Source organism: Sporosarcina sp. ACRSL (genome assembly GCF_022346605.1).
Classification (GTDB): Bacteria; Bacillota; Bacilli; order Bacillales_A; family Planococcaceae; genus Sporosarcina.
In genome coordinates, this window is sequence record NZ_JAKRNT010000019.1 from 1 (window position 1) to 19,747 (window position 19,747).

A 19,747-nucleotide genomic window follows, 5' to 3' on the forward strand; every position below is an offset into this window, starting at 1 on the left:
TGTTCACTCACTCGCTTCCTAGCACTGCACCACACCTCAACCGCCAGACGAACCTTCTATAATAGAAAGGTTAGAGAAACTTGAATAGCTCGAGTTTCTTGCTGGCATCATTTAAGATGTCATTTTTGAATCCGAAGATTCGTTTGTCTGTCCTCCGACGGGGTCGGCTTCAAGACTTTATTTGTTGACGTTTTGCTGTTCAGTTTTCAAGGTTCATTTTGCGTCGCTCCGTCAGAAGCAACTCTTATATAATATCAAATCGAGTTTGTATTGTCAACATCTTTTTTGATATTTTTTCTCGCTTCCATTCTCTCAGCTTCCATTCTCTCAGAAGCGACGTTTAATAATATACCATCAAATTATATCGATTGCAACCATAATTTCAAAAAAATGTTCTGTGCCATGTTTAATGGTATGTTACAGTTCGTTTATAACGTGCTATTCCCCCTCAATCTAGTTAAGAAGATATAACCGTTAATTCGATCATCCCTTTTGTATGTTTACATGTTTCCTTATTTCGCAATTATCGTTAACTCGTCCGTTTGAGAAATTAAATCGATTATATGCCCCTCTTTTTCATAATAAGTTGACGCACCTTCTCTACCAACATTTCTCCATCCTTTTGATTTGATTATTATCTCATATACAAATGGAATTCCATTTTCTTCTGTGGCTTTTGACCAATTATAAATAGCAACATTTTCATTACCACTGAGTAATTGGGCATTTTTTGGTATCGGGAAATTATAGAATTCATCGCTTTCTTCATATGCAAAATAAGTAGTAAAAAAGAGAATACCACCTATTAATATTGTGGTTAAAATCGCTAAGCTTATTTTACTCTTCAAACTTTCCCTCCCCTTTCATTTTCAACTTTCATAACACTAATAACATTATAACTCCCTATCATAGTATTATCAGGTCTACTATTGATAAACCAGAAACTTGTATCGCTTATAAGAGCAGATGTTGTAAGTGTATTGGGTAAACCTTACCCCAAAAACAAAGAATGGCCGTAAACGCTGATCAACGTTTACGGCCATCTTCTTACTTCTTATCGAGTATAGTTTTTAATACGTCCCAGGAGGGATTCGAACCCCCGACCGGTTTTACACGACGTTATTATCAGCGCTTTAAGTATCGTTAATTGATTCGGTCATTGAGCGGTCATTCGACCGATTTTTCATTTTCACTATATCACTCGTCTTATTTCGCAGTCAAGACATCGTACCTTCTATTATAACTACGATGCGATTGACGCAGTACAGCGCGATATGAAAGAGACTGCGGATTACATGCGTGCGAATAAACTACGCCTAGAACGCGGCGCTACTGGCGATACATTTACGACATACATATTTTCCTACGGAGGCTACACGGAGGAACGGCGTTATTTAAACGTTAGATTGCGCAATCGTAGTTGACTTCCAACTTCTTCCGTTATACAATGAGTGTAACATAACATAAGAAAACATTACACTGATGGATAGGAGCGAATAACATGAACGAAGTCCAGTCGTTTAGATCGACGAAGGAAATCGACGCAATGAAACGATCGCTGCATGGGCGCAACCTGCTAATGTTCACTATCGGAATTAATACCGCGCTACGTGTGAGCGACCTTCTGCAACTTAAAGTAAGCGACGTAACCGGCGAGTATATCGAGGTCGTCGAATCTAAGACCGGCAAACGCAAGCGCATTAAGATTAACGCCAGCATTAAAAAAGCCGTTAAGACGTTATTATCTGCGGACGCAAAGCCGGATGATTGGCTGTTTCCGAGTCGAAACGGTGGCAAGCCGATTACACGCGTTCAAGCCTACCGCATCCTCAACGAAGCTGCTGAGCGCGCAGGACTGGCGCATATGAGGATCGGCACACATACGATGCGCAAAACGTTCGGGCGATTTGCCTACGAGAGAGGCGTAGAGTTGCCGCTAATAATGAAGGCGCTCAACCATTCGTCAGAACGCGAGACACTCCGTTATATTGGTATCGAGCAGGACGATATCGACTCGGTTCACATCGACATATGCCTGTAATTTTGGACGGTTATTCCTTCGGGGATGGCCGTCTTTTTGCGTTCATTTACGGACGCCTGCGAGGTTTACACGACCCCTGCGGTTTACTCCGATTTGACCCCGAAGATTACGAAAAATTGTCGCGATTTTTTTGACACCGAGGTTTAAAATTTGATTTCCGCGTTTAAGAATCACCTGTAATTGTGTCAATTTTTCAAACAATGCCCCCGGGTTATTTAATTCAGAATCGTTTCACTTTCGCAAACAATTTATCGAATTATCATCGTTGCTTATACAATTGCGATAGTGTGAACGTTTATATTTATTCATTTTGACCGTATATCTATCGTAACAGAATCGCATTAAGATACGCTCACTATCGCCCTCAAACGTTGTTATGACGCCATCTATGCGGTGTTAAGCCGCTAATGGATCGCCTATGTATTTATACAGTCGCCTAATCGTTGATATGCGTACACTTACGAAAAGTAAGCGAACACTCTCCGCTGCATAAACGGTGTATACGAGTTGTGTCCGTTGTATATTCAATTAACACTATCGGAATAGTCTGTCGATTCAACCCCGAAGTTTCGGAGGTCCTCGCACGTAACTAGGCATCGCCTGATCGTACGCAACTATCAACCGTAAGTATCCGTTCATCGCGTAAACTTTCGTAAATCTAACGTCACCATTGCGACCTATCATACGTTACCATATAACGCTATGCCCACGTCACCTTACCGCCTGTTCATACGTTGCTATATACCCGCAGATAGTACGGTGTATCTCCGGTGATAGTACGCTGTATCTGCGTCTACTAATCGCCTCTATGTAGGAATGTCCGCGATATGTAAATATCAACGCAATACATTCCCCGTATAATGTCCCCGCTTGTCGTACCGACCTAAAACATACCTCCGGCTAACGCCGTCGGACGTGTCACTATTATCTATTGCGCCTATTACTTTAAAAGAGAAAGACCCGCCGAAATTCCCGGTTTTGGAATTGAGGCGTATGTTTAAGGTACTTATTACTGTGTTTATTGCGCCAATCGTTATTAGCGTTAATCTAAGAAGAAGACGACACTTTCACGTAAAACACGCCTAACGCCTACTCTCCGTAAGGCTCACGCCACTTTTGACGTGTTCGGTTTTCGTCACACTGAAACCCCGATTTGTTCGGTTTTGGTCACACTGAGATTTCAGCGACCTGCCTTTTTCGCATGATCGTCGAACATTTTACGTACTGCCCACGTCCATTTCGTTTCTGTACCCTCCGCTTGTCGGAACATTAAATCCGGATGCACTAAGTAACGCGCTTCATTCCGTGTGCCAGTCACAAGGATAGCGCCAGCACTTTGTAACCTACTGACTAGCCTCGTCACTGTAGCCGGAGCATGGCCGATAGCTTCCGCCAAACCTTCACGCAACATATATTCGATGTTCTTAGGGTCGGCATTCGAATTAACGCAAAGGTAATACTCGGAGTAATGAAAGAACGGTATAATCTTGTATAGCAAGCCGATTTCGCTCAGCTTCAAATCCGCTATAATCTCGCGAGTCCTCACCGTATACATCTTCGTAAATACCTCGGTTGCTGCCATCTTGCCCATGACGTGAAATTTCTCGTCTATGCGGAATCCGGTATCATCCGAAATCAGTACGCCAATTAATATTAGACGGTCGATAATCTCGTTAGTAGCCGACCTACTGCGTCCTAATAGCCGTGCAATGTCCGCCTTATTCAGCGACTTACCTGCCGACATAATACGTCCGTCACCGTTCATTTTCAGCGTAAGTAATAGCTTAATTAGCGCGCCTGCTTCGATTAGCGACAAGTCTTTAATTATCTCCGCTACAGCATCGTTATAACTGACGAAGTAGTTGCGACCGTGGTGGAATCGTTTGCGAGCCGGTAATGTAGCGAACATCTTAGCGCGTTCGACTTCTTCGGGCGTACGTATAATTGCGTTAGCGGAGTCGGGTACAAATACGCCTACTTCTCCGTTTTCCGTGACTACTTGCTCGTATTTACTCATATGACACCTCCCCTTTTTTTCATAAAAAAAGAGCGCCCATGACGGACGCCCTCAGTTCTTCATTATCCTTCTTTGTCGAAAATCATTCTCCCCACGACTTCCTCTCGGTAAATCTCGTATATCTCGTCATGGGCCTTTGTTTTCGGATAGTCGTAATTATTTATACGGTCTAGTTTAAGAAATATCCGCGCAAGTAATTCCTTCGATTCGCTATCGCTCATATTAGCAACCATCTGAATAATTTTGCCTTGAAATGTCATTTAAGCACCTCCCTACTAACCTAGTAGTTCTACGTTAATAAGGGGAACTCCTTTTTTGCGTCGTCAATTATCAATGTAGCCTGCGCGTGATTTCCTCTAGTTCTGCGGCGATTTGCTCGCGTGACATCGGAGTACGGTAATCCTCAACATGCGTAACTTCCCGACGTTCTACGAGGTCGCCCGATAGCTTCAAGTACAGTTCAATCGCCTTTATCGATGGTATCCCGTTGTTCCCACCGCGGATTGCCGTCAATAGCTGCGAATAAACCATCGGTCGTGTAGCTGCCATATGTTGCGACGATACATGCGACATGTACTCGAGAAACGCCGGTATCTGCTTCCATTTGTGTATAGACTGGCGCGACACCCCTACGATTTCCCCGATTTCTTCGAGTGTTTTACGTTTGCCTCCGACACCGTATTCCAGTTCATTCATTGCGATAAGTTCCGCACACTCCTGTTGTTGCGGCGTTAATATTTCTTTCATCTGCGCCAAACTCATTCTCACTGTGTCTTTTCCCCTTTCAATTGATTTTCCGCGTACTCTCGTTCGAGTCTCGCTTCTTCCTCGATCTCCGCTATACGTTGTTGGTCGTATGCTTCGAGTATTCCGTCCCAATCCTCAAACTCTTTCATTCGCGCATAACTGCGGTGCGAGTCGCTAAATGCTTTTAATGCGAGTACTACATTTTCCATCATTCTTTGATACGACATACGCCCTTCTTGAGCCGCTTTAATCACGCTTAACGAACTTGCGAGCATAAACGCTAACCCCGCGTAACTGTTTGACCTAGCATACCGCAGAATAAGCAACTTCTTTTCAAACGGATCGAAGACGCTCATATCAACGTCTACCACTTGGCCCGTTTTTGCCATTACCGTAGCATATCCCGATAGTACGTCAAATACCGGTTTTACCTCATGTAGTAATCGCGCTGCATGTTCGTCTGTTACAAAACCGGCGGGCGGGCTAGGTGATAATCCCCGCGATACCCGATCCGCTTTCCATTCCGCTATCTGCCTTTTCATCTTCTCGATATCCACACTACCCACGATACCACCTCATTTCTCCGATTTAACACACGCAAAAAGAACGACACCCCGCGAAGGAGTGCCGCCGTCTTACGTTTGCCTTCGTACCTCCGACCGATTTCTGCCGTTACAACTGCGTCCGGGCTTTGCAACGGACTTACTCGGTGATAATCTCGGGGGTCAGCGGTCGCCCTTAGTAAGCACGATGCCCCTCGACGCTAGCGCACCGATTACGTTTGTCAGTCAGCAGTAGCCGTCTTACTGCGTATTTATTACCCCATTAACGCATCTATTGACGCCTGTGCCGCCGGGTCGTTTTTCATTAACTGATCGACGGTCGCCTTGTAGAAGGGACTTCTCGCGACAAGTACGTTACTTATACGAATAACGTCTTTCAGCGATAGCTCACCGGCTTCGATCATTTCATCTAATGATTCTTCAACGTCGTATTCGTTATAAATCCCGTCCGTGTGCTTGAGTGCAGCTAGGATAATGTGCGGGAACGTTTCAATGTCGCCCATGAGCGCCTTTCCGATAAGCTCGAATGAACCGCCTTCATACAGTCCGTTCAAGTATTTAATTCCTGCGTAGTTCAATTTTAGTTCTTGCATTTCCCCTTCAATTTTGAACATTAAAGGCTCTACTGCTTTCGGTGCTTTAGTTGTTTTTGGCGTTGTATTTGAGTTTGTCATTGTGTAATTCCTCCATTATTTTAGGTTTTTGTATTAAAAAAGACGAGGCAGTTACGCACCCGTCTTACTTCTGTTCGATTAAGTTTATTGAATCCTCGAAGCATGAAAACTCATTGGTGTCCGGATCGCGATAGATTGCGATGTACTCGAATGTTTCTGATACCGCGTCAGGGTTATTCAAGTGGAAGGCGCGCTGAATTTCAGATAGAAACGTTACCGTATGATCGACGTACGCTCGGTAATTTGCCGGGGTACCGTACTCCACATTCTCCGCAGCTGCCTCCATTTCGTCCTCTGACGGCGCAATAAATTGTAAAGTGCCGTAGTTTGGGAGGATCGTATACTCGACTTCGCTATCTCTGCCCGTCACAAACGATACCCTTCCTAGTGAATTATCCGCATTGAATCCCGTTATCATTACCTGCGCATATATATCGTTATTCATCTTGCGTTTATAAGCTGAATCACCGTATAAACGGGCGACGCAAGCCTTAAACGGTTCGATAAAATCCTCGATGTACCTCCCGCCCGACTCTTTAAGTTCCCGTTTAATTTCGTCGACGATTGAATCTCCTCCACCACCCCCGAAGATACAGTAAGGTGATAGGCGTTCAATTTTCGACTTATCTCCGGTAAACTTGGACTCAACCATAGTCCCTAACACGTTCATACGTAGAACCTTCCGCGTATCACTGGACATTACAGTCAATAATTGACCGAAGTTTTGATTCATAATTAATGTCATGCAAAACTCACCTGCTTCGCTTGTATTTTTTCACTCGGTTTCATAGTTTTTAATAGCACCGCTAGTTTAGCAGCTCGTTTTTTCGTTTTAGGACTAGATTTCTCTATCGGCGAATGAATACCGAGCAAATTCTTCACCACATCAGGAAGTAAGTTCGCTAATTCCGACACTTTAGCTTTTACATCCTTAAATTTACCGCTGATTCCATCAATAAGACCTTGCACGACGTCCTTACCGATTTGCAGAAGGTTAATACCTTTAAGGAATGCCTCCGCCGTTTTCCATCCGGTTTCGATCTTTTCCTTAACTTCAACCATTTTCTCTAGTACACCATCGCGGATTTCTTCGAATTTCTTTTTGACTCCGATTACCATTTCACCAATCTTTAATCCGGTCGCCTTCACGATTTCACGCCACTTAGCCGCTACGCCGTTCTTGAAGACTTCCCACTTCGAAAGCACTTCGCCGGTTTCCCAGTTTACGTTGTCGATGTGTTCCCCAGCCTGTGCTTTCGCTCGCTCAACGACTTCTTGGTGCATTAATTCCGCTTGCTTTACAGAACCGTCCCTCGCGCGTGTAGCTTCCGCAATCATCTGCGCTGCTTGTTCTTCAGTAATAGCTCCTGTCTCGTCACGCATACGAATGATTTCCGCTATAGTCTGGTCGTATTGAGCTTCTGCCTCCGTAACGGCTTTCTCCCGCTGTACTGCCGAGTTCTTAGCAACTTCCGCAGCTTGCTTCGCCGATAGATCGCCAGCCGTTTCTTTCAAGCGCTCCATGATGATTTTCTGCTCGACTTCGCTCTGAGACAGATATTTAACGGCGTTCTCGTTCATCGACTTTTGAATACTATTAATCTCGTCTTGCTCGGACTGCGTAAGCCTACGGTTAGCTTCCGCTGCCGCGTTCATGATTTCCGCAATGCGAGTCTCTTTCGCTTCCTGTGCCATAACTTGCAAGTCGTGTGAGTTTTGCTGTTTCTGCAATATCGCCGCTTCTTGCTCGTCAGTAAGGACGGAAGAATTAGCGAAGAAGGATGCCATAGAAGCCTCTTGCGCTGCGTGTCTTTCATTCATCGCGCTAAGAATCTGCTTATTCATTTCCGAGTACTTCCCGATTAAGTCCGTAGCCATTTCGCCCGTTATTCTACTCGAGTTAATGGACATATCCGCAATCGCCTGCGAAGCACCGTCCGACAACTCGAAGAATCCTCCGAGCGCTTCTTTCGTAGCGTCCGAAACACCTTTACCGAATCGATCGACTTCCGGTATCGCATCCTGTTTCAAGTGCCTTACGAGCGCGATTACTCCGACCGTTATTCCCGCTATCGCCGCGATTGTTAGACCGATCGGCCCCGATAAGAATGTGAGCGCCGCTGATAGTGGCCCAATACCCGTCGCTAAGCCGGCAATAGCCAACTTCGCCGCACCGAATACCGTCACTACCGAGGTGATTCCTGCGATGATAGAAGGAATGGCTCCGACCAACATGAGCAACGGTCCACCGATAAGCAACAAGGCACCCGCAATCGCCGTTCCTTTTACGACTAAATCTTGAAACGCAGGACTCGCGTTGTTAAATTTATCGACTAGCTCACCGATTTTCTTAGCAAAACTCGTCACGTACGGAACTAGCACGTCACCAATTAAGATTGCTGCCGACTCAAACGCGCCCATCATTTCTTCCCACGCTCCACCGATACCGCCCATCATCTTATCTGCCGCTTCTTGCGACGCACCCGCACTATTTTCGAGTGCTTTCGTGTTCGCGTTAATCGCGTCAGGACCGGCTTTCATAAGAGCTAGGAATCCGGAAACCGCCTCTGTACCGACTAGCTTACCGAGTGTTGCGACTTTATCTGCTTCGCTCATATGCTCAGTTGCGGATGTCATGTCGCGAATCATTTCCGCTAAACCTTTCGCGTTTCCTTCGCCGTCTTGGAACGAGAATCCGAGTTCTTTCATTATTTTTGCTTGCGCTTTTGCCGGGTTATTTAGTGCTAAGAGTGACGCCCGAAGGCTTGTGCCAGCGGAACTCCCGTCAATTCCTGCATCAATAACGAGGCCGGCCGCAGCAGCCAATTCTTCCAACGAAATTCCGAGCGCACTGGCTGGGGCGCCGGCGTACTTCAAAACATAACCGAGGTCGGTAATACCTGCCGCAGATACGTTCGCAGAAGTCGCAAGGATATCCGCGACCCGTCCGGCTTCTCCTGCTTCTAACGCCCAAATATTAAGCGCAGATGAAACGGTGTCTGCCGTTAATGCCAAAGACTCCCCCGATGCTTCGGAAGCTGCGATTACCCCTGGCATTGCTGCAATTATTTGTGTAGCTGAGAAACCTTTCGCGGCCATTTCTGTCATCACTGTGTTTTTGTAACGGCTCTTTATCCGCTACTTCTTACGGTTTCCCGCAAGGTCAGACTATATCATCACCTTCGCCAATTGACGTTAAGGTGTCGCGCGCTCGTGCCTCTTTACTGCCGTCGTCTTTACGTTACGGCTCCGTGAGGTAGTCGTTGCACCTTCCCGCCGTTTCCGTACGGGCTTGGCTCATGATTAGCGTAGCTTGCGCCTTAGCCTTCCATGAATTCACGCGATTGTCATTTGCATATTTCTACGCAACGGGCCATGTATGTTTAGCCTCAGAAACTTCCCCTGCGCTCTTACTTGTATCTGCTCCGAGTTTGATCGCTGCCGCTTTCATTAAGTCGAATTCCTCGGCTGTTGCGCCCGCAATTGCGCCTGCCTTCCGCATCGAAGTATCGAAACTGGCCGCAGATTTGACTGTTAAACCTAGCGCGCCGCCTATAGCGAGGCCCGTGGCAGTAAGTGCCTGCCCAACTTTTGTAAATGATTGGAACGTTTCTTTGTTTTGCTGCTGGAATCTATCTAGTTCGGAAGTCGCTTGACGCATGGATCTACTAAAAGCTGAAATATCCGCACCCACGCGGATTAAGATATCGCCGTTATTCACTCGGATCGCCTACTTTAATTCCGACCGCTAACGTATATCGGAACGCTTTTTCTCCGGACTGGCTACCGTACTGCGTCGCTTTTGTGTGGTTTCCTTTGCGAATTTCACGCATTGAACGAATAACATCGTAGAATGCTTCGCGTAGTAATGAGAAGTGTCGACGATCTTCGGGCGTCAGCTTTAATTTTTCCAATTGCGCGAGGCCTTCCATGAACCTTGACTCGGCAACTCTTGCGCCCTCGTAAACTTTCGAGAGGTCTTCTACTTGTTGCATCTGTTTCCCCGTCCCGTAGTAGTATTCGATTACGAGGCGCTGAATATCTTCCTTTGTGTTCATTTCCTTCTCCATTTCCATTCCTCCTTATTTTCCGCACGCAAAAAAAGCCCCCATTCGGGAGCCTTCATCGCGTCGCTATGCTTTTAGTTATTCCGCTTCTCTTTCAGCTTTCAGCGTGTCGTATTCTTCTCCGATCACTGTCGGCAACGCTTCGGCTTCTGCCAACGCGTCGTCATACGGCTTCGCAACGTTCTTAATCTCGTTGATTACCGCTTTTAGTGAAGCCTTCGACGCAGCCTTGTCGATTAGTAGTCCGTTAATTGCTATCAATTGCGGACGAAATGCTCTTTTCTGCCCGTCTGAAAAGTATCTCAACGTGTCTTCAAGTTTTTTGAGTACAGCGTTTTGCTCCGTAGCATCATTTGCCGCGATTAAATCAACGATTACGTCGTGTGCGTTGTTTTTAGCTGTAGAACGATCCCACGGCTCGTAAGATACCGGATTCAAAGCCGCTTGTTTGCGCGCTCCTGCAATCGTTTCCTCGCGGAAAGCTGCGTACTTGCTTCTGACTTCACTGGCGCGATCGTTGAGGACTGCCCACGCTCTATCGACCGCTTCCGCTATTTCTTCTTCCGATCCTTGCGCGAAACGAACCGCTGTCTTGAATCGTTGAATATCGCCTTCTATTTCAGTTTGGTATGTTTGTAAGTTTGTCATTTCCATTCCCCTTTTCTAATTGTTTTTTATTCTAATATCATTTTCTAATTGTTTTTTATTCTAATATCATTTTCTAACAGCTTTAATATCACAATTTCCGTCGCATGATTTGCGTAGTCCTAATGAAATCCGCCCGAACATCGCCTCTTTGTTGAGTCAGCGCTGCATACAAATCCGCCCGCTTCTTTAATTCCGCTTGTTCCGGTGTCATAGATTTCTGTTTGAGGCTATCGTATATTTTAGTGAGTTCTCCCGCTTGCTTAATCCGTTTGATCCTATCATCGCTGTTTGACATTCTCGATTGTAAATCGGTCTTGATTTGATAGAAATGTGATTGTAATTCCCTTAGTACACTAGGATCTGAATATTCAATACGTTCTTTTAAAACTTCAATAGCGCCCTCGAACGTAGGAGCCAGCATTGTATCCGACATAATCAATCGTGCCTGTGTTCTCACTTCATCACCGGAAAGTTTAGTCTCGGGGACGGAGTGCCTGAACTTCTCATGAGCTGAATCACTTAGAAGCCGTAACTCGCGTTCGTATTGTTCTTGTACGGCTTGCGCGATCCCTTCACTCTCTTCTATTGCTGCCCTCTTGTCTTCTCTTTTAGCGAAATCCGTTAGCCTCGGGTCGTCATTTATCTTTTTCAACTTCTCTTGTAGTTGTTCCGTTAAAACTTTCATGGTGTTTTTATGTGTTTCTAGCGGTGCAACATACGTAATTTGACCTTTACCCTGTGACTCAATTAATCGCGCATCTTCTTCACGCAATTGATATATATTTCCTTCGTACTTATGACCTCCGCCGATATCTGTTCCCTCTGTGATTAGTACGTCAACGTATTTTTCTGTCATTTTTCATATCTCCCTTTTTTGTAGTTTCATATTTTGAGCCAGTTCGTAGATGCGCCGCTCCCCGACGTTTCTGCCGACTGTGAATTCGTATTCCTCTCCGTCGCGCCACACGATAACCCTCGTAATTCCATGTGGACCGTATCTGCGTTGGATTTGAATGTCGCGTTGCTTCAAACCGCTGCCGCCTTGCCGGTTTTATCCGAAACATAGCGCTCCAAACCGTATGCCTCTATTAGATCAGGCTTCATTTTGCGCAAGTCGTATACAGTCGTATGACTACATTTACTGCCGGCGACAGCCGGAATAGTCGTTATACCTTCATGTACCTTCAACGCAATACCCTCCCCTTTACTCGCCTACTGTTCGTTAATCCGCTTTTTTCATCGCCGCAAGCTGCCTTAACATCTTTTCAGCGAATATATCGCGCTTATCTTTCTGCTCCCTATCCGATTGCTTATTCTTTGATTCTCTATTTTTGAGGTTTTGCGGCTTATTCTGTTCGCGCACCTGCTTCGATGTCTTCCGTGCCATAATTACCGCGCTCCTTCCGCTTTATTTTCGAAAACTGTCTCGAACGGCCTGCTTCAAGTCCGACCATGAGTAATGTAGTCGCCGTTTGGAGTAATACAACGAACCTTCGATTACCTCCCTGCACTTGTCGAATTCTTCCTCGGTCATTTCGAAGTGTTCAAGTGCATCGAGGCGTGCGCGTTCGTCGATTGTCATGAAACCCCCTCCAATTCCGATTGCTTGTCCAATTGCTCGAACAATCTACCCGTAGTCCATTTCGCGTGTTCCATCAGAAGTGATTGCCGCAACTCTATAACGGGTGTTCCCGACATTAGTGCGAGAAATTGTTCAACTACTACGAAGTTTTCACCGGGAAAGATGCCTGTTTCCTTTTGATCGATATAGAACGTTGCAAGCGGTTTGTCGTTCTTTGAGGCATTGCAACTGTTACACGCCAGGACTAAATTCGAAATATGCGAAGTTCCCCCGCGACTAATCGGAATCACATGGTCGATTGCGTGTCGTCTTTCTTCGCCTTCCTCCGACTTTCCGCAATATATACATAGACCATCAAAGGCTTCGTATAAGGTGTTGATTTGTTCAATCGTGACCTCTACCTCCGCACCGTGACGCGCTGCCCTCTGTTTCATACTCGCAAGTGCTGTACTGGCGCGATCGTTTAATCCTGCTTTGCAGACCCGACACCTCGACGTTTTCCCTCCGATTACTCGCTTATCGTTCTCGAATAAATCCAAAACCTTGACCTTACCGCAAAGTCGACACTGGCGCGTTTCTTCATTCCGTGTTGTCATTTGCGGTCACCTACCAAACTATCTAGCTTACCCTCAACGCGTTTAATCACCTTTAGTAACTCTAGTAGCGATGGTAACATCGTTTTCATATTCGTTTTCATATTCGTCTATCTCCTTTTCGTCTACCTGTTTTATTGTGGTGAATACAACTGATTTACGTTCGTTTCCGTGTGATTACAGCACCTTTAAATTGTTTCGAGTGTATTCGTTCATCCCTGCGTTAAAACGTCTTAGAACGCCGTCTAGTCCTCTAAATTTGTCATGAACATTCGCTCGGCAACGCGTCGTTGCGAAATCGGCACTTTATACTGAATGCCGATAAATCTACCGTTCTTGTAGTAGTCAGCCATAATCGTCCAACCTTTCGGCTCTTTGTAGCGCCGGATACGTCTAATTAGTTCGCGATCCTCCGTGTAACCGCCTATAAAACCCGTTTCCATACGCCAAAGTTTGTTATTTCCCATCCGAAACGCGGATAATTAAATTGTTGTTCTGCGCTTCGCGTCGGAGGTTTTTCGCAAGTGTGCCAGTCTGTTCGTCCAGTTCCGTTATTTCACGTTTGAAACGACGGTGATTCGAGTTGATGACTATTTCGCAGTTGGTGACGTGCTTTATTTCGTCGCGCAACGTGATGTATAGCGGAAATATAGCGTTCCCTCCGCCAAAATACCGGTCTATATCGGTTGTTTCTCCCGCAGCGGTTAGTGCGCCGGTCACGTTGAAGCCTTTGCCGCCATCGTCTTCCTCAATGTTTAAAGTTAAATCGATTTTTTCCATAAGCTCATTCCCCTTATCCCTTAATTTCTTTCGTATCCATAAGCAAATCCCCTAAAGTATCTCTCGCTCTACGAGCATCCGCGTAAGTCGTTTCAGTTGGCGATATGCTGTGAGCGATCGCTACTTTTACGAGCGACTTTGCAGCGTCAACTACCCGCGAACTTTCTAACTGCTCCAATTCGTGTAAGTCCGCATGTAAAGCTGTAGTGACTCTATGCGGGACTCCGTAACAATCTAGCGTGGATACTGCCGCTAATACCGTGTGTTCAGTGACTTTGCGTGTGATTGAACGCTTTAGTTCATGTACCGTCATCGTAAAACTCCCCTTTAGATTCAATTTGATCGTCCGCTTGACTCTCTGAAATTGACGTGGTATGATTAAATTGGGAAAACACGCGCTCGATTTCCTTTAAACGTTCAAAAAAAGAAGCAAACTCTCCTTGAACATCGACAATTTGAGCAAGCCTAGTACGTGTATTGTATGAGATTTCTCTACGTCCCGCTTCGATGTGTGCAACTGTGGACTGCGATAAGCCAAGCGCGTCTGCAAATTCTTTTTGTGTCATCCTTTTCTGCAAACGCATGTCTTTAAAAATGTTATTCTCCATTGCTAACCCTCCTTTTTATGCGTAAGTCCTTAAAAAATAATGGGCACATCTGCCCTCTTACTATATAAGGGAATTTTCCCACGCTTATTTTCTTGTTTTCGCGAAAGTTTATTCAATTTAATCAATTTATTTTCACCCACCCTTCACGTTCCACATCATCATACGCTGCAACTGCTTCCGCCCGCGTTTTATACGTTGTAACCACCCCGCCCGACGTACCTTTATCGTTCACTTTGCGGACGACTACGCGACGTTGTGGACGCTTCTTATCCACTTGTTTTTCGATTTTATCCGCTTCATACGCACTCTCATACATACGCGCTTCATCGTTCACTGACTCGGTTAATTTCGGCAAATAGTAGTAAACCGGCAAGTACGATCCCGTCGCCTCGTAACGCTTGTGTGCGTCTTTGTGCGCCACTCGGCAACCATCGCAACAATAGCGGGCACCCTTGCGTTTGGCCGGGAATAGTTTAAAGTTGTCTTTGACAGTCGGAAATACGTTCAGACAATACATATGCTTGCATTTGCGCCACTTCTTACGCTCGGCGCGATAGTCCGCCCACGTTCGTTCCTCCGCCTCTATGCCCTCTTTATAATCGCTATACAACGATGTGATCGGATAGTCAGCGCGTTCTACGTAGCCTTTGCAATTGACCGGCGGATTAGCACGAATAGCGATTTGCTCGGCGCGTTCTACCGCTGTTATCATATCGCGCGCTGCGCCTTCTAGTGTCGTTCTTGGTGCGCGTTTGAGTGTAACGTCGTCTACGTTGGCATACGATTCTAGGACGCTGTAATTGCGTTGTTGAAAGCCTTCACCGTACTGTACTGCGTGAAATGCCTTTAGGCGCGGATACGTTGAGTAGTCGATTGATTGTGTACTATTTTTTGTCGTTGTCATATTAATTCCCCTTTTCAATTTGGCTGTTTTTACGGTCGGATAAAAAATTGTCCGACGGCTTGTCTGTCTTTGGTTGTTTTCAAATACTTGGCGCAATAATCTATATACGTAGATAGTGAATATGCGCAAGCATATGAACAACGGTTTTTAATCTTTGCGACTATGTTTTGTAAGTCTTAATAAAGTAATTCTTAATAGAGTAGGTCTTAGTAACGTAAACAAAAACAACCTTACTGTCGGATATTTTTTTATACTACCGGACAGTATTAAATTTAGCTTTCCGCCTTTTTCTGCCTAGTTTTCGCCAGTCGCTCTTTCTCCGCCTCTGCTTCTTCCCGTGTCTTTTGCGCCTTCTCTTCCAACTTTTTTAAATGCCCCTCAATTTCAGGAAACTTCTCTAGTAATTCCTCCACGGTTTCGACCGGCCTGTTAAAAAAATAGTTATTGTTGCTGTGTCGAATATTATATTTAGTTGTAATCAGTCCGGCGTTTCGCAACCTCGCGACTGCGTTCTTTATCGTTCCGGTAGTAACGCCGAAATTAATAGCCATTTCAACTTGCGACGGGTAAGCATAGCCGTAATCATCGTTATGCAGACGCAACAGATACGTATAGACCATTATCGCGGTCGCATTGATCTCCGGGTGTTTGGTGTAAACCGTAAATATCGAATTAGGCACGCCTGTCCACCCCTTATTAACCGCAAATGGTAACGCCTTTGACGCACTTTCTGTCTTCTCTACTTCCGTTTCTACGTTTGGCTGTGTTTGTTGGCTGTTTTTCGTCATTAATAAATCCCCCTCAGTATTGTTTTTGCGCGATTCCACGCATGATTTCTTCAAAGTCCTCCGATAACGCCGGAGTCTCGTTGAAAATAAAGACGTTAAAGCCTTCTGATTTCCGCGAACGTTCCGTTCCGACTGGTACATGGCCGCGCTCCATAAGAAATTGCGCTACACGAAACGAGCGGATACACTTTTTAGCGACATTCAAGATGCACACCTCCTTAGTAAAATTTGTTTGTAATCGGGGAAGAAATCACAGCAGTTATTAACGTTCAGGTAAGTAAGTCGTTAAATCCGCCTGCAACTTCTTAGAATTAAGAAATATGTGATAGATAACCCCGTGCCTGGTTTCTGATTCCATCTTGCATAGAAATAAGTGACCTGCGTCGATCAACTTCAACGCAAGTTCTCGGCTTTCGACTGCTTGAAATTTCTCCATATACAGCTCCCTTTCTGTAATTTTTACTGTCTTTTCGGTTTCACCGCATTACCTGCCGCCGCTTTCACCGCGCTTAGATTTCCGCTCTTTGCGTAACCCAAAATCCGGTCTAACGCGCTTGTCTTGCGCCTTAACTCCGCTTTCACCTCCTTAATTTCCGCAATTAATTCCTCTTGCGACCAATCCTTGTAGTGTTTCGCCAATTAAATCCGCCCCTTTTCCGTCGATACTTCCGCTGTCAATTCCATAAACCATCGGCTGACGTGGCGCTTGTCCTCGTCTAAAGGCATAGTGTCTTTCATCGCGTCGTAAACCGTGTGAAGCAGCGCCCGCATACAATCTTCGTCCGGGCAAACCGCGACATCGTAGCCGATCCCTTGCCATATTCCGCCTTGTCGCGTGTCATTTCCGCAATGAAAACACTTTCCTTTAAGGTCGATCATTCCTCCGTGTGCTATCTCCAATTAAATCGCTCCCTTTTCTTTTAATCTTTTCGCTTGCAATACTCCGCGCCCACTGCTATAATTGACTTAAAGTGATAAGATAGGTGTATTGCGCGAAAAAATAGATACACCTAAGTATATTATCGGCTGATAATTTCGGTTGTTTAGCCTTTTTGCGTTTATTTTAAAAAGTTTTTTAAGAAATTCTTCATTCTTGTTTACAAACGATTAAACAGTATGCTAAACTAAGGAGGAAGGAACTGCGTTTTTGTTATACTACGAAAATAAAAAGACCTAAAAACTGTTAAAAACGAGCTAAAATCAGGCTCGAAAATAGCGCATCGATTTAAAGCGCCCTAGAAGCCTCGTAGAACGTTTTTAAGGTGTTCCGGCTGTCCTTACCCTAAAAACACCTCAGAACGTCTCCTGCGCGTCCAGAACGCGTCGAAAAACACACCTCCCCTTTTTTTCTGCCCGAAACACGATCACCTACCTCCTCCTCGAAAATAAATTACTCCTCTCACTATATAGTAGATTGTGAATGTAAAATATTAGGTTAAGCAATGACTAAAGTCCTGTAAATTGTGACAACTTTGTGTCTAAACTAGACATTTAGTAATGGAAATTCCTTGAATTAAATTTAAAATAGACCCCATTAACACCCATCAAGTTTTCATTTCACAATCTTTCGCTGGAAAAACTTTACATATCTCTTTTTCACCATAAAGCTATATTAATATAGTCAAACGCTCATTCTAACGTCGGATATTCGCGAAACTCCCCTCATAGGTATTAACGTTTCAAAATCGGAAGTGGATACCTAAACGGACGGAAATCTCCCTCCTAATAGATATATCGTTTCAAATCGCGTCGCGCGGACTGATTTCACAAATTTCTTTTTCTCCTCTTACTCCAATTTCCCCCTACGCAACTATGCAATTGCTACATCGACCATGCAAAATAATCCTAAAGACCTAATATTTATATAAGAAAAGGACGCGTGAGCGTCCCTTCCCTAAACATGACTCCCCTATTTACGATCAAACTCGGCCAGTCGCGCCAACCGGTCGCCTACTTCCTCGTAATTGTTGCGGAAGAAATCGCGCAACGGTAGCAGTTTCAGCGATATGTCCTTAACGCGCGCACGGTCTTCGAGCAGCATACGCATTTCGTCCGCAGTTTCTTCGATGTTGCCGCGTTTGCCTAGCTCGTTGAGTCGTTTATCAATCTGCGAATTAATATTGCGGTAATATTCGAAGTCCGATTGAATCCGTTCATTCAGCTCGTTTAATTGATCGACGTATTTTTCATGCGGCTTCATGTGGAACTCCCCTTTCTACTGCGTCCAGTAGTCGCAGGATCGCTTCTACTTGCGCCTGTTCTGCCGGTGACAAGGCGACTTCTTCGCGTGGTACCAATTGCCAACCCATTAGACAGCCACCTTTCCGACTTGCGCCGAGCCGTCCGTTCAGTTGGCGATTAAGTCTCGCGAGTAGTTCGAGCAGTTCGATCGGCTCGCATACATCTATATTTGCGAATAACGTTGCCGCCTCTTGCGTCCAGTTAAATTCGATGATATCCTCACCATTAACGCGGAGTGATGCTTCTTTGTTATCGATCGTTACGACTTCCACACCTTCAATTATCGGCATAGTGCGAATATGCACTGTCCACCCTTTTTCGATTTCCATTAGTTCATCTTTGATTGTCAACATATCCCATTCCCCCTTAAACGTTATAGTTTGTCCGTGCCCGTGATAAACTCTCCAAGCTCCCATACCTGCATATGCGCCAGTTTTTCGACGTCCATATGTTGAACAGAATTGCCGCGAAAGATTTCGAGCTGATAGTGCGTTGCATCGTGAACTGATACTGTCAAAACTTCATCCGTAATCGGCTTATCGTATACGAGGAAGCCTAAACCCATTTGATTAGGTTCTAAAACCATGCGAGGATTGATAAGCAGTCCTTCCGTATAATCAGTCCATCCGAGTACCGGCCCGTCGCTGTAGTCTGAATGCATTACTTGAATGCGCCTCAAATTTTATAACCCCTTTCATTTTTGAACACCTTAGTGTGCATTTCTTAATTCTCACTATAAACACCTTAGTGTGCATTGTCAACTCTTTTTATGCATATTATAAAAAAGATGTAGACACCTTAGTATTCGTTTATAGTAATAGGAGCTACTAAAAGGAGGTAATAACTGTGATTGTGATTAAACTAAAGGAAACAATGAAAGCAAAGGGCTACAATATCGGAACTCTTGCGGAGGCTGCTGGCATGCACCGTAACGGAATTTCGAAGATATTGCGCGAGGTAAATAGTGGAATAGAATACGAAACATTGAATCGGTTATGTAAGGTACTTAATTGTAAAGTCGGCGATATTATTGAATATGAAGAAGACAGAAAAGACCCCGCGAAGTAATTTGCGAGGTCTTTCTTTATTGTTGACTTCTATAGCCTACCTATAAAATTCCTTTTGTGAATATACGAACTCTTTAGTACAATTTAATTGGGTGATGTTATGATCGAAGGTTTAGGAGAGAGAATTAAGCAACTAAGGAAGGGAAATAAAGATACATTAAAAGGACTAGCTGAGAAAATAAATTATGATTGGAGCAACTTATCCAAAATTGAACGCGGTAAATATGGTATCACAGCCGAACTACTAAATGACATTCTCGAAATTTATGGAGTAGACCCTAATGACTTTTTCGGTAATGTCCTAAAAGCACCGGAAACCGAAGCATCACGATCCGAAAAAAGGTTTTTCATCGACGGAGTGGAAACTACAGAACGAGAGATTGCCGATGCGATTCGATTAATACGATATTTCCGTTCTAAGATTTGA

The 19,747-nt window shown here is 44.9% G+C and carries 33 protein-coding genes; 4 read left to right on the forward strand and 29 right to left on the reverse strand.

Annotated elements, in window-relative coordinates:
- Positions 1–512: 512 nt before the first annotated feature.
- Positions 513–848, reverse strand: coding sequence for a hypothetical protein (locus MHZ92_RS20045; protein WP_239433488.1), 336 nt, complete (start codon positions 846–848; stop codon positions 513–515).
- Positions 849–1,274: 426 nt separating this feature from the next.
- On the opposite strand from MHZ92_RS20045, the gene MHZ92_RS20050 reads away from it, so the two are divergent.
- Complete coding sequence (locus tag MHZ92_RS20050; RefSeq protein WP_239433489.1) at positions 1,275–1,424, forward strand: hypothetical protein; 150 nt, start codon at positions 1,275–1,277, stop codon at positions 1,422–1,424.
- Positions 1,425–1,501: 77 nt separating this feature from the next.
- On the forward strand, positions 1,502–2,041 hold the full coding sequence (locus MHZ92_RS20055) for a site-specific integrase (RefSeq protein ID WP_239433490.1): 540 nt from the start codon (positions 1,502–1,504) through the stop codon (positions 2,039–2,041).
- Between the two features lie 1,180 nt (positions 2,042–3,221).
- Here MHZ92_RS20055 and MHZ92_RS20060 read toward each other — a convergent pair.
- The 28 genes from MHZ92_RS20060 to MHZ92_RS20195 all read right to left on the reverse strand — a co-directional run bounded on the left by MHZ92_RS20060 (position 3,222) and on the right by MHZ92_RS20195 (position 18,914).
- Positions 3,222–4,058 (reverse strand): hypothetical protein, encoded by an 837-nt coding sequence (locus tag MHZ92_RS20060; protein ID WP_239433491.1) that lies wholly within the window; start codon positions 4,056–4,058, stop codon positions 3,222–3,224.
- Between the two features lie 62 nt (positions 4,059–4,120).
- Positions 4,121–4,318 (reverse strand): hypothetical protein, encoded by a 198-nt coding sequence (locus tag MHZ92_RS20065; protein ID WP_239433492.1) that lies wholly within the window; start codon positions 4,316–4,318, stop codon positions 4,121–4,123.
- A gap of 70 nt (positions 4,319–4,388) precedes the next feature.
- Positions 4,389–4,820, reverse strand: a complete 432-nt coding sequence (locus MHZ92_RS20070; RefSeq protein ID WP_239433548.1) for a phBC6A51 family helix-turn-helix protein — start codon at positions 4,818–4,820, stop codon at positions 4,389–4,391.
- Positions 4,821–4,822: 2 nt separating this feature from the next.
- Positions 4,823–5,371, reverse strand: a complete 549-nt coding sequence (locus MHZ92_RS20075) for a hypothetical protein (protein ID WP_239433493.1) — start codon at positions 5,369–5,371, stop codon at positions 4,823–4,825.
- 251 nt (positions 5,372–5,622) lie between these two features.
- Positions 5,623–6,042 (reverse strand): tail assembly chaperone, encoded by a 420-nt coding sequence (locus MHZ92_RS20080; protein ID WP_239433494.1) that lies wholly within the window; start codon positions 6,040–6,042, stop codon positions 5,623–5,625.
- A 64-nt stretch (positions 6,043–6,106) separates the two neighbouring features.
- Positions 6,107–6,787, reverse strand: coding sequence for a hypothetical protein (locus MHZ92_RS20085; protein WP_239433495.1), 681 nt, complete (start codon positions 6,785–6,787; stop codon positions 6,107–6,109).
- Complete coding sequence (locus tag MHZ92_RS20090; RefSeq protein ID WP_239433496.1) at positions 6,784–9,150, reverse strand: phage tail tape measure protein; 2,367 nt, start codon at positions 9,148–9,150, stop codon at positions 6,784–6,786. The genes MHZ92_RS20085 and MHZ92_RS20090 overlap by 4 nt, the downstream gene beginning before the upstream one ends.
- A gap of 253 nt (positions 9,151–9,403) precedes the next feature.
- Positions 9,404–9,763 carry a phage tail tape measure protein gene (locus tag MHZ92_RS20095; RefSeq protein ID WP_239433497.1) on the reverse strand — a complete coding sequence of 120 codons (360 nt, stop codon included), beginning with the start codon at positions 9,761–9,763 and terminating at the stop codon, positions 9,404–9,406.
- Entirely contained in the window at positions 9,756–10,112 is a 357-nt protein-coding gene (locus MHZ92_RS20100; protein WP_239433498.1) for a hypothetical protein, read from the reverse strand. Before MHZ92_RS20100 ends, MHZ92_RS20095 begins: the two co-directional genes overlap by 8 nt.
- Positions 10,113–10,187: 75 nt before the next feature.
- Positions 10,188–10,757 (reverse strand): hypothetical protein, encoded by a 570-nt coding sequence (locus MHZ92_RS20105; protein ID WP_239433499.1) that lies wholly within the window; start codon positions 10,755–10,757, stop codon positions 10,188–10,190.
- 88 nt (positions 10,758–10,845) lie between these two features.
- Positions 10,846–11,613, reverse strand: a complete 768-nt coding sequence (locus MHZ92_RS20110; protein ID WP_239433500.1) for a hypothetical protein — start codon at positions 11,611–11,613, stop codon at positions 10,846–10,848.
- Between the two features lie 3 nt (positions 11,614–11,616).
- On the reverse strand, positions 11,617–11,787 hold the full coding sequence (locus tag MHZ92_RS20115; RefSeq protein WP_239433501.1) for a hypothetical protein: 171 nt from the start codon (positions 11,785–11,787) through the stop codon (positions 11,617–11,619).
- Positions 11,784–11,945: a hypothetical protein gene (locus MHZ92_RS20120; protein ID WP_239433502.1), complete on the reverse strand. Its 162-nt coding sequence runs from the start codon at positions 11,943–11,945 to the stop codon at positions 11,784–11,786. Before MHZ92_RS20120 ends, MHZ92_RS20115 begins: the two co-directional genes overlap by 4 nt.
- Positions 11,946–11,979: 34 nt before the next feature.
- On the reverse strand, positions 11,980–12,144 hold the full coding sequence (locus MHZ92_RS20125) for a hypothetical protein (protein WP_239433503.1): 165 nt from the start codon (positions 12,142–12,144) through the stop codon (positions 11,980–11,982).
- Between the two features lie 21 nt (positions 12,145–12,165).
- On the reverse strand, positions 12,166–12,339 hold the full coding sequence (locus tag MHZ92_RS20130) for a hypothetical protein (RefSeq protein WP_239433504.1): 174 nt from the start codon (positions 12,337–12,339) through the stop codon (positions 12,166–12,168).
- On the reverse strand, positions 12,336–12,935 hold the full coding sequence (locus MHZ92_RS20135) for an HNH endonuclease (protein WP_239433505.1): 600 nt from the start codon (positions 12,933–12,935) through the stop codon (positions 12,336–12,338). The genes MHZ92_RS20130 and MHZ92_RS20135 overlap by 4 nt, the downstream gene beginning before the upstream one ends.
- A 242-nt stretch (positions 12,936–13,177) precedes the next feature.
- Positions 13,178–13,399: a hypothetical protein gene (locus MHZ92_RS20140; RefSeq protein WP_239433506.1), complete on the reverse strand. Its 222-nt coding sequence runs from the start codon at positions 13,397–13,399 to the stop codon at positions 13,178–13,180.
- Positions 13,389–13,712, reverse strand: coding sequence for a hypothetical protein (locus MHZ92_RS20145; RefSeq protein WP_239433507.1), 324 nt, complete (start codon positions 13,710–13,712; stop codon positions 13,389–13,391). The genes MHZ92_RS20140 and MHZ92_RS20145 overlap by 11 nt, the downstream gene beginning before the upstream one ends.
- Positions 13,713–13,725: 13 nt before the next feature.
- On the reverse strand, positions 13,726–14,025 hold the full coding sequence (locus tag MHZ92_RS20150) for a hypothetical protein (protein ID WP_239433508.1): 300 nt from the start codon (positions 14,023–14,025) through the stop codon (positions 13,726–13,728).
- Positions 14,012–14,320, reverse strand: a complete 309-nt coding sequence (locus MHZ92_RS20155; protein ID WP_239433509.1) for a helix-turn-helix transcriptional regulator — start codon at positions 14,318–14,320, stop codon at positions 14,012–14,014. The genes MHZ92_RS20150 and MHZ92_RS20155 overlap by 14 nt, the downstream gene beginning before the upstream one ends.
- A 121-nt stretch (positions 14,321–14,441) precedes the next feature.
- On the reverse strand, positions 14,442–15,224 hold the full coding sequence (locus tag MHZ92_RS20160) for a hypothetical protein (RefSeq protein WP_239433510.1): 783 nt from the start codon (positions 15,222–15,224) through the stop codon (positions 14,442–14,444).
- A 272-nt stretch (positions 15,225–15,496) separates the two neighbouring features.
- Positions 15,497–16,012: a helix-turn-helix domain-containing protein gene (locus MHZ92_RS20165; RefSeq protein WP_239433511.1), complete on the reverse strand. Its 516-nt coding sequence runs from the start codon at positions 16,010–16,012 to the stop codon at positions 15,497–15,499.
- A gap of 13 nt (positions 16,013–16,025) precedes the next feature.
- Complete coding sequence (locus MHZ92_RS20170) at positions 16,026–16,217, reverse strand: hypothetical protein (protein WP_239433512.1); 192 nt, start codon at positions 16,215–16,217, stop codon at positions 16,026–16,028.
- Positions 16,218–16,471: 254 nt separating this feature from the next.
- Positions 16,472–16,651 carry a hypothetical protein gene (locus MHZ92_RS20175; RefSeq protein WP_239433513.1) on the reverse strand — a complete coding sequence of 60 codons (180 nt, stop codon included), beginning with the start codon at positions 16,649–16,651 and terminating at the stop codon, positions 16,472–16,474.
- Positions 16,652–16,912, reverse strand: coding sequence for a hypothetical protein (locus MHZ92_RS20180; RefSeq protein WP_239433514.1), 261 nt, complete (start codon positions 16,910–16,912; stop codon positions 16,652–16,654).
- A 1,009-nt stretch (positions 16,913–17,921) separates the two neighbouring features.
- Positions 17,922–18,212 carry a hypothetical protein gene (locus MHZ92_RS20185; protein WP_239433515.1) on the reverse strand — a complete coding sequence of 97 codons (291 nt, stop codon included), beginning with the start codon at positions 18,210–18,212 and terminating at the stop codon, positions 17,922–17,924.
- On the reverse strand, positions 18,199–18,606 hold the full coding sequence (locus MHZ92_RS20190) for a hypothetical protein (RefSeq protein ID WP_239433516.1): 408 nt from the start codon (positions 18,604–18,606) through the stop codon (positions 18,199–18,201). Before MHZ92_RS20190 ends, MHZ92_RS20185 begins: the two co-directional genes overlap by 14 nt.
- A 20-nt stretch (positions 18,607–18,626) precedes the next feature.
- Positions 18,627–18,914 (reverse strand): hypothetical protein, encoded by a 288-nt coding sequence (locus MHZ92_RS20195; RefSeq protein WP_239433517.1) that lies wholly within the window; start codon positions 18,912–18,914, stop codon positions 18,627–18,629.
- A 185-nt stretch (positions 18,915–19,099) separates the two neighbouring features.
- On the opposite strand from MHZ92_RS20195, the gene MHZ92_RS20200 reads away from it, so the two are divergent.
- Together MHZ92_RS20200 and MHZ92_RS20205 are read left to right on the forward strand one after the other, a co-directional pair.
- The gene (locus tag MHZ92_RS20200; protein WP_239433518.1) at positions 19,100–19,321 is read left to right on the forward strand and encodes a helix-turn-helix domain-containing protein; all 222 of its coding nucleotides are present in this window, start codon (positions 19,100–19,102) and stop codon (positions 19,319–19,321) included.
- A 99-nt stretch (positions 19,322–19,420) separates the two neighbouring features.
- Positions 19,421–19,747: a helix-turn-helix domain-containing protein gene (locus MHZ92_RS20205; protein WP_239433519.1), complete on the forward strand. Its 327-nt coding sequence runs from the start codon at positions 19,421–19,423 to the stop codon at positions 19,745–19,747.